The organism is Sphingobium sp. ba1 (assembly GCF_000743655.1).
Lineage (GTDB): Bacteria > Pseudomonadota > Alphaproteobacteria > Sphingomonadales > Sphingomonadaceae > Sphingobium.
In genome coordinates this window covers 2984062-2992711 of sequence record NZ_JPPQ01000069.1, presented here as the reverse complement: position 1 = coordinate 2992711, position 8650 = coordinate 2984062, and the positions used below count along the sequence as shown (strand labels likewise).

At 62.8% G+C, this 8650-nt stretch carries 10 protein-coding genes; 5 read left to right on the top strand and 5 right to left on the bottom strand.

Annotated elements, in window-relative coordinates; genetic code table 11:
• Both IL54_RS17770 and IL54_RS17765 read right to left on the bottom strand, forming a co-directional pair.
• Positions 1-412 (bottom strand): enoyl-CoA hydratase/isomerase family protein (locus tag IL54_RS17770; protein ID WP_037477402.1); only part of this gene is annotated, 412 nt, incomplete at its 3' end.
• Positions 413-512: 100 nt separating this feature from the next.
• On the bottom strand, positions 513-1655 hold the full coding sequence (locus tag IL54_RS17765; RefSeq protein ID WP_037477399.1) for an acyl-CoA dehydrogenase family protein: 1143 nt from the start codon (positions 1653-1655) through the stop codon (positions 513-515).
• A gap of 68 nt (positions 1656-1723) precedes the next feature.
• Here IL54_RS17765 and IL54_RS17760 point away from each other — a divergent pair, with 68 nt between their 5' ends.
• Positions 1724-2029, top strand: coding sequence for a GIY-YIG nuclease family protein (locus tag IL54_RS17760; protein WP_037477397.1), 306 nt, complete (start codon positions 1724-1726; stop codon positions 2027-2029).
• Positions 2030-2115: 86 nt separating this feature from the next.
• Here IL54_RS17760 and IL54_RS17755 read toward each other — a convergent pair whose 3' ends face one another.
• Complete coding sequence (locus IL54_RS17755) at positions 2116-3615, bottom strand: CoA-acylating methylmalonate-semialdehyde dehydrogenase (RefSeq protein ID WP_037477395.1); 1500 nt, start codon at positions 3613-3615, stop codon at positions 2116-2118.
• A gap of 107 nt (positions 3616-3722) precedes the next feature.
• Between IL54_RS17755 and IL54_RS17750 the strand changes: the two genes are divergently transcribed.
• From IL54_RS17750 to IL54_RS17735, 4 genes are all read left to right on the top strand, one after another.
• A complete protein-coding gene (locus IL54_RS17750; protein ID WP_037477394.1) occupies positions 3723-4625 on the top strand; it encodes a LysR family transcriptional regulator in 903 nt (300 codons plus the stop codon).
• A 38-nt stretch (positions 4626-4663) separates the two neighbouring features.
• Positions 4664-5293: a class I SAM-dependent methyltransferase gene (locus IL54_RS17745; protein WP_037477393.1), complete on the top strand. Its 630-nt coding sequence runs from the start codon at positions 4664-4666 to the stop codon at positions 5291-5293.
• 73 nt (positions 5294-5366) lie between these two features.
• Positions 5367-6299, top strand: a complete 933-nt coding sequence (locus tag IL54_RS17740; RefSeq protein WP_037477391.1) for an ABC transporter ATP-binding protein — start codon at positions 5367-5369, stop codon at positions 6297-6299.
• Entirely contained in the window at positions 6299-7066 is a 768-nt protein-coding gene (locus IL54_RS17735; RefSeq protein ID WP_037477388.1) for an ABC transporter permease, read from the top strand. The genes IL54_RS17740 and IL54_RS17735 overlap by 1 nt, the downstream gene beginning before the upstream one ends.
• Before the next feature lie 144 nt (positions 7067-7210).
• On the opposite strand, the gene IL54_RS17730 is transcribed toward IL54_RS17735, so the two are convergent.
• Both IL54_RS17730 and IL54_RS17725 read right to left on the bottom strand, forming a co-directional pair.
• Positions 7211-7531 (bottom strand): hypothetical protein, encoded by a 321-nt coding sequence (locus tag IL54_RS17730; RefSeq protein WP_037479154.1) that lies wholly within the window; start codon positions 7529-7531, stop codon positions 7211-7213.
• 74 nt (positions 7532-7605) lie between these two features.
• Positions 7606-8650, bottom strand: a 1045-nt coding sequence (locus IL54_RS17725; RefSeq protein ID WP_037479150.1) for an MATE family efflux transporter, incomplete at its 5' end; no start/stop codon positions are given.

Sequence of the window (8650 nt, the reverse complement as noted above, 5' to 3'; positions counted from 1 at the left end):
GGGCGAAGGTCGTCCGCTCGGTTGCGACACGGTAACGGGCGGGGAGGGAGATGCCGACGCCGCCGCCCATGACGATGCCGTCGATGAAGGCGACGATCGGCTTGTCATAGACGAACAATAGATGGTTCATTTGATATTCGAGATGGAAGAAGCGTTCGGCTTCGACGCAGTCGGATTTGGCGCTATTGGCGATGAGCGCGATGTCGCCGCCTGCGCAGAAGCCGCGACCTTCGGCATGGTCGATCATCACGGCGGTTACGCTGTCGTCGGTACGCCAGGCGAGCAGGGCGCTGTTGATGGCGTCGCACATGGCCGGCGTCAGGGCGTGGATCGCCTTGGGGCGGTTGAGGCGGATGCGGGCTATAGCACCGTTGGGGCCGTTTTCGATGAAAGTGAGAACGTCGTCTGTCACGCTGACCTATCTTTCCGTTCGCCCTGAGCCTGTCGAAGGGCCGTTTTTCTTGAAGAAAAGTGGAGGGCTTCGACAAGCTCAGCCCGAACGGCTTTTTTGTTTAATCCCGCAACATGTCCCGCGCGATGATCATGCGCATGACCTGGTTGGTGCCTTCGAGGATGGAATGGACGCGCAGGTCGCGCCAGAAGCGTTCGACGGGATAGTCCATCAGATAACCATAACCGCCATGGAGTTGCAGCGCGCGGTCGACGACGGAAGAGCCGGTGTCGGTGGCGAAGCGCTTGGCCATGGCGGCGAAGCGGGTCTTGTCCGGGGCGTTGTCGGTCACCTTGACGGCGGCGGCATATAGGAGCGTGCGGGCGGCCTGAAGCTCGGTTTCCATGTCGGCGAGCGTGAATTGGGTATTCTGGAAGTCCGCAATCGACTGGCCGAATTGCTTGCGGTCCTTGGTATATTGGACGGCTTCGTCGATGCAGCGCTGCGCGCCGCCGAGCGAGCAGGCGCCAATATTGAGGCGGCCGCCATCCAGGCCCGCCATGGCGATGGCGAAGCCCTGGCCTTCGGCGCCCACAAGATTGGCTACGGGCACGCGGACGGCGTCGAAATTCACCTGGGCGGTGGGTTGGCTGTGCCAGCCGAGCTTGCGTTCCTGCGCGCCGAAGCTGACGCCGGGCATGTCCTTGTCGATGACGAGGCAGCTAATGCCCTTCGGCCCTTCCTGGCCGGTGCGGACCATGACGAGATAGACTTCATTCTCGCCGCCGCCGGAGATGAATTGTTTGGAGCCGGTGACGACATAATGGTCGCCATCCTTGACCGCCTTGGTCTTGAGGCTGGCCGCGTCCGAGCCTGCGCCGGCTTCGGTCAGGCAATAGCTGGCGATGCGGGTCATGGGGATGAGGTCGGGCAGATAGGCGGCCTTGAGCGCGTCGCTGCCATAGCTGTCGATCATCCACGCGGCCATATTGTGGATCGAGATGAAGGCGCTGGTGGAGGGGCAGCCATAGGCCATGGCTTCCATGATGAGCGCGGCTTCAAGGCGACCAAGGCCGATGCCGCCGGCGCTTTCGGAGACGTAGATGCCGCCGAAACCCAGTTCTGCCGCCGCGCGGATCGTGTCGCGGGGGAAGATGTGTTTTTCGTCCCACTCGGCGGCGTGCGGGGTGATCGCGTCGGCGGTGAAGCGGCGCGCGAGTTCCTGGATTTCGCGTTGGTCGTCGGTGAGGTCGAATTGGGTCATGATGGCTTGTCCATACTGTATTTTCCGTCATGCTGACGGAAGTCAGCATCCATTAGCGCGGCCCCGGAATGGAACGTCAACCTTGCGTCTATCTGTTGAGCAGTGGTCGTCATGCCACGATCTATATCGGCGTCACATCTGATTTGATGGGTAGGTTGCACCAACATCGCACCGGCGCGGTTCCCGGCTTCACATCGCGCTATAATGTGAAGCGACTGGTTCATTATGAAATGGCCGAGACGATGGAAGCGGCCATCCTGCGCGAAAAGCAGTTAAAGGCATGGAAGAGGGCGTGGAAGGTCGCGCTCATCGAGAGGGATAATCCGTTCTGGGAAGATCGGGCGGTCATGCTGGGTTTTCCGCCTCTGGCGTAGAGCCAATGGATCCTGACGTTAGCTGCGCTGCCCTTCGGGTCGTCAGGATGACGGGGGGAGAGGTAGTGCCTCTCCCCCCAAACCCCTTACCCCATCGTCGGGATGACGAAGGCATTGGCGGCATCGCCCACGCCGCCGTCGGGCCAGCGCTGGGTAATTGTCTTGACCTTGGTCCAGAATTTCACGCCTTCCATGCCGTGCTGGTTGGTGTCGCCGAAGGCCGAGCGCTTCCAGCCGCCGAATGTGTGATAGGCGACGGGGACCGGGATCGGCACGTTGATGCCGACCATGCCGACATCGACGCGGGCGGCGAATTCGCGGGCGGCGTGGCCGTTGCGGGTGAAGAGGGCGACGCCATTGCCATATTGATGCTGGCTGGGGAGGGCGACGGCTTCTTCGAAACTGTCGGCACGGACCATTTGCAGGACGGGGCCGAAAATCTCTTCCTTGTACGCGCTCATGCCGGTGGTGACATGGTCGAACAGGGTGGGGCCGACGAAGAAGCCTTCCTCATGGCCTTGCAGTGTGAAGCCGCGGCCATCGACCACCAGTTCCGCGCCTTCATCGACGCCGGTCTGAATCCAGTTTTCGATCTTCTGCTTGTGCGCGGCGGTGACGACCGGGCCATAATGGGCTTCGGCATCGGTGGAGACGCCGACGCGCAGGGCTTCGATCGCCGGGATGAGCTTTTCGCGCAGCGCGATGGCGGTCTTTTCGCCGACCGGCACGACGACGGGGAGGGCCATGCAGCGCTCGCCCGCCGAACCGAAGGCCGCGCCGGACAGGTCGTTCACCACCTGGTCGAGATCGGCGTCGGGCATGACGATGCCATGATTTTTCGCGCCGCCCATCGCCTGGACGCGCTTTCCGGCGGCCACGCCGCGATTATAGACATAATGGGCGATGTCGGACGAGCCGACGAAGCTGACGCCCTTGATGTCGGGGTGGTCGAGGATGGCGTCGACCATTTCCTTGTCGCCCTGAACGACCTGCAGGATGCCGTCGGGCAGGCCGGCTTCGCTGAACAGTTCGGCGAGGCGGACAGGCACCGAGGGGTCACGTTCGGAGGGCTTGAGGATGAAGGCGTTGCCGGTCGCGATCGCGACGCCCGACATCCAGAGCGGAATCATGCCGGGGAAGTTGAAGGGCGTGATGCCAGCGCCGATGCCGATCGGCTGGCGGAAGCTGTAGACGTCGATGCCCGGCCCTGCGCCCTGGGTATATTCGCCCTTGAGGACGTGGGGGATGCCGCAGCAAAATTCGATGACTTCGAGGCCGCGCTGAATGTCGCCCTTGGAGTCGGCGATCACCTTGCCATGTTCGGAGCTGAGCAAGTGGGCCAGCTCGTTCATGTTCGCTTCGACCAGCGCCTTGAAATTGAACATGACGCGGGCGCGGCGCTGCGGATTGACGGCGGCCCAGGCGGGCTGCGCTTTCTTGGCAGCCGCGACGGCCAGGTCGAGCAGGGCCGCATCGCCCAAGGCCACGCGGGCCTGCACGCCGCCATTATTGGGATCGAACACGTCGCTATAGCGTGTCGCTGGCGCGTCATGGGTGAAGGCGAGCTTGTGCGAAATCTCACGCATGGAAGGCATCCTCTCAAATTGTTGCCGCCTTCTAGGTTGCTTGCGTTATTGCAAGCAATGGGGAAGTTATGCATGGGTGGCCTGCAATTTTGCAGGGGTGGGGCGGCATGTTCGATTGGGATGACCTGCGCGTGTTTCTGGCGGTGGCGCGGGCGCGCAAGGTGGCACCGGCGGCGCGCGCGCTGGGGATCGACGCGACCACGATCGCGCGGCGGCTGGCGCGGTTGGAGAAGGCGCTGGACGCCGAATTGTTCGAAATGGGCGCGGGTGAGCGCAGCCTGACGGTGCGGGGGCAGGAATTGCTAGGCCATGCCGAGGCGGCCGAGAGCGCGGCGCTGGCGGCGGTCGAGGAGATGCGCGGGCAGGAGCGTAAGCTGGCCGGGCAAGTGCGGCTGTCGGTGGCGGAGGGGTTCGGCACCTGGGTCTTGGCACCGGGTATGGGCGATTTCAACCGGCGGCATCCGGGCATAAGGCTGGACCTGATCACGGCGTCGGGGTTCCTTAATCCATCGAAGCGCGAGGCGGATATGGCGGTGATGCTGGCGCGGCCGCAGCGGGGGCGACTGATGGTGCAGCGACTGGGGGATTATCGGCTGCATCTTTATGCCGCGCCCGATTATCTGGCGCGGGCGGGGCGGCCGGACACGCCCGCTGCCCTGCGCGGCCATACGCTGATCGGCTATGTGCCGGAGTTCATCTTTTCGCCGGAGCTGGATTATCTGGACGAGGTCGAGGCGGGGCTGGAAGCGCATTTGCGATCGACCAGCATCATCATGCAGCAGCGGATGATCGCGGAAGGGGCGGGGATCGGCGTGTTGCCGGACTTTATCGGGCGGCGTGATGCAGGGTTGGTGCCGTTGATGGCCGACCGGGTGGAGATTATACGCAGCTTCTGGCTGGTGATGCATGGCGACCTGCGCAAGCTGGCGCGGATCGCGGCGGTGGCCGATTGGCTGCAAGAACGCATACAAACGCTAAAGCCAATCGACGGGACGGCTCCGGCTCGCTAAGGGAGTCGCGATGGATAGAGAGCGGTCGTATTTCGCCCATGCAGCATAAGCCCAAGCGCAGTCGGGCGATCGCTCTTCCGAGCGGGGAATTTCGCGCCCGCGCCACCGAATATCTCGATTTCCTGGCCGCCTGGGTCCAGAAGCCGCGCCAGACCGCGTCGGTCGTGCCGTCCAGCCGCTATCTCGCCCGCCTAATGGTGGCGCAGATCGATCCGACCGATGGCCGGGTGCTGGAACTGGGCGGGGGAACGGGCGTGTTCACGCGCGCCATTCTGAAGACTGGCCTGCCGCCCGAAAAGCTGGAGGTGGTGGAGATCAACCCCGCCTTTGCGCGCGGGCTGCGGCGGCATTTTCCACAGGTATCGGTGCTGGAAACCCCGGCGCAGATCGTGTCGACCGCGACGGCGGGGGAACCGGGCGATTATCAGGTGGTGGTGAGCGGATTGCCGCTGCTGGCGATGGACCGCTATATGCATCACGACATATTGTCGGAGTCCTTCCGCATGTTGCAGCCGGGGGGCAGCTTCGTGCAGTTCACCTATTCGATGCGGCACCCGGTCAATCGGGAGGTGATCGAGGCGCTGGGGCTGGACGTCGTGCGTGTCGGCCAGACGGTGCGCAATTTCCCGCCCGCGACGGTCTTTCGGTTCACACGTCGAGAAGAATAGGGAGGGCGAATAGGTTGCGTTTGGCAATCTTCTCCCTATCTTTGCCGCACTGCAAAAAGGGGCTGAGCCATCCATGGCATCCATCATTACCATCGACGGCCTGACCAAACGCTATGCGTCGGGATTTGAGGCGCTCAAGGGCGTTGACCTGACCATCGAGGAGGGCGAGATTTTCGCGCTGCTGGGCCCCAATGGCGCGGGCAAGACGACGATGATTTCGATCATCTGCGGCATTGCGCGCGCGACGGGCGGCAGCGTGACGGTGGCCGGGCATGACATTGTGCGCGACTATCGCGGGGCGCGGTCGGCGATCGGGCTGGTGCCGCAGGAATTGTCCACCGACCAGTTCGAACGGGTGATCGACACGGTGACGTTCAGCCGGGGGCTGTTCGGCAAGCCGCGCAATCCGGCCCATATCGAAAAGGTGCTGCGTGACCTGTCGCTGTGGGACAAGCGCAACAGCAAGATATTGGAATTGTCGGGCGGCATGAAGCGCCGGGTGATGATCGCCAAGGCGCTGAGCCATGAGCCGCGCGTGCTGTTCCTGGACGAGCCGACCGCTGGCGTGGACGTGGAGTTGCGCCGCGACATGTGGACGCTGATCGGCGAATTGCGCCAGACCGGCGTCACCATCATCCTGACCACCCATTATATCGAGGAGGCCGAGGAAATGGCCGACCGGGTGGGGGTGATCAACCGCGGCGAGTTGATGCTGGTCGAGGATAAGGTCGCGCTGATGAAAAAGCTGGGCAAGAAGACGCTGAGCGTCGTGCTGGCCGAGCCGCTGACGAGTGTGCCCGGCGAACTGGCCGAATGGGACGTGACGCTGAAAGATGATGGCCATGAGATCGAATATATTTTCGATACGACGGCGGAGCGGACCGGGGTGTCGTCGTTGCTGCGGCGGTTGGGTGACCTGGGCATCGCGTATAAGGATCTGAATACGCGGCAGAGCAGCCTGGAGGATATTTTCGTGAGCCTGGTTCATCAGGAGAAGGCGGCGTGATGCTCCAGAATTTGCGCGCCATTGCGGCGATCTATCTGTTCGAGTTGCACCGGTTTCGGCGCACGTTGATGACGGGACTGCTCGTGCCGGTGATCACGACATCGCTCTATTTCGTGGTGTTCGGCGGCGCGATCGGGTCGCGGATGACGGAGGTGGACGGGGTTCCCTATGCCGCCTTCATCGTGCCCGGCCTCATCATGATGTCTATGTTCACCGAGAGCATCTTCAATGCGAGTTTCGGCATCTATATGCCCAAATTCACCGGCACCATCTATGAATTGCTGTCGGCGCCGGTGTCGGCGACCGAGACGATCATCGCCTATGTCGGCGCGGCGGCGACCAAGTCGCTGATCGTCGGCAGCATCATTTTCCTGACCGCGCATCTTTTCGTCGATGTGCAGGTCGCGCACCCGTTCGCGATGGCGGGGTTCATGGTGCTGATCGCGATCAGCTTCTGCCTGTTCGGCTTCATCCTTGGCGTATGGGCGCAGAGTTTCGAGCAGTTGCAGGTGATCCCGATGCTGCTGATCATGCCGATGACGTTTCTGGGCGGGGCTTTTTATTCGGTGCAGATGCTGGCCGAGCCGTGGCGGACGATCACCTTCTTCAACCCGATCGTCTATCTGATCTCCGGGTTCCGCTGGACCTTCTTTGGCCAGGGCGATGTGGGGATCGAGTTCAGCCTGTTGTTCGTCGCGGGAATGCTGGCGGTGTGTATTGCCATTATCGCCTGGATGTTCCGGACGGGGTATCGGTTGAAGAAGTAAAAGACTGAGGGGAGTGTTCGTCATCCTGACGTAAGTCAGGATCCATTGGCTCTACGTGGGTGAGACACGGCCAGCGTAGAGCGAATGGATGCTGAAACAAGTTCAGCATGACGGGTGTGGGATTGTTGCGTAGCCGTCCGCCGATCAGGCGGCGGCGCTTTCCGGGGCTACGGCGAACAGGGTAACGTTGCGGTATTTGTCGTCATTCTGGTCGTAGAGGCCGTGCATTGCCTCGAATTGCTCGTCCAGCACTTTGAGGTCGGACAGGCCGACCAGCTTGAACGTGCCGAGCTTGAGTTCGCGCGGGGGGGTGCCGTCGCGATCGACGGTCACGGCGTCGATGAACAATTCGTCATGGCGCGTGTAGAGGATGTGCGGGGCCAGGGTGACGACCATCTTGTTATAGGTCACCTTCAGGCACTTCTGGAGCGCGATCGCTTCAAAAATCTCGGTCGGGGCTTGCATGATGTCCGATTCATGACTGATTTTGCCGATTCTTTCAATTGCTTTGTGCGCCGCACCATGGACGCGCAACGCAATCAGGCCGGGACGAGGCCCAGCCGTTCGCGTAAGGACCAGCGGATGACCAGCATGACGGCCACAACGCCAAGGCCGCTGGCGAGACCGAGCCAAATGCCGAGGCCGTCCATGCCGAGCGGAAAGGCGAGCAGGCTGCCGAGGCCGATCCCCACCACCCAATAGCCGATGAGCGCGAAGATCATCGGGATGGTCGTGTCCTGCAACCCGCGCAGCACGCCCGCGCCGACGGCCTGTGCGGCATCGACAAGCTGAAACAGCGCGGCGATGGCGAGGAAGCTGACGGCGAGGCTGATCGTCCGGGCATTGGCCGGGTTGTCGAGGTCGAGGAAGACGGACACAAGAGTGCGGGGCATCAGGATGAGCGCGGCGGCAGCGGCGGCGGCAAAGCCTGTGCCGAGGATCAGTGCCAGCCACCCGGCGCGGCCGATCCCGGCGCGGTCATGCCGCCCATGGGCGATGCCGACGCGCACGGTGGCGGCCTGGCCTATGCCCATCGGCACCATGAATACCAGAGCGGCGATCTGGATCGCGACCGCATGGGCGGCGAGCGAGTCGCGGTCGATCAACCCCATGAGCAGCGCCGAGGCGTTGAATACGGTGGTTTCAAAGCCGAGCGTGATCGCGATTGGCAGGCCGAGCGCCCATACCTGTCGCTGCCTTTCGCGGTCGCGCGTCCAGAAACGACCGAGGATGCGATAACGACGGAAACGCCGGTCGATCAGGATGACGCCGAGCAGGCCGAAGAAGAGGAAGGCCGACGAGATGGTGCCCGCCAGCCCGGCGCCGAACAGGCCAAGCGGCGGAAAGCCGAGATGGCCGAAGATCAGCGCCCAGCCAATCAGCAGGTTGAACGGGAGCGCGCAGAGCATGATGAGCGGGCCCCAGATCGGCCGTTCCAGCGCTGCGATGAAGGTGCGCAGCGTGGTGAAGCCGAGAAAGGGGAGCAGCGCCCATTGCATGCCGTGCATCAATCGTCCGGCATCGCGCGACAGGTCGGCATCCTGCCCCATGGCGAGCAAAATCGCTTCGCACTGCCACAGGATC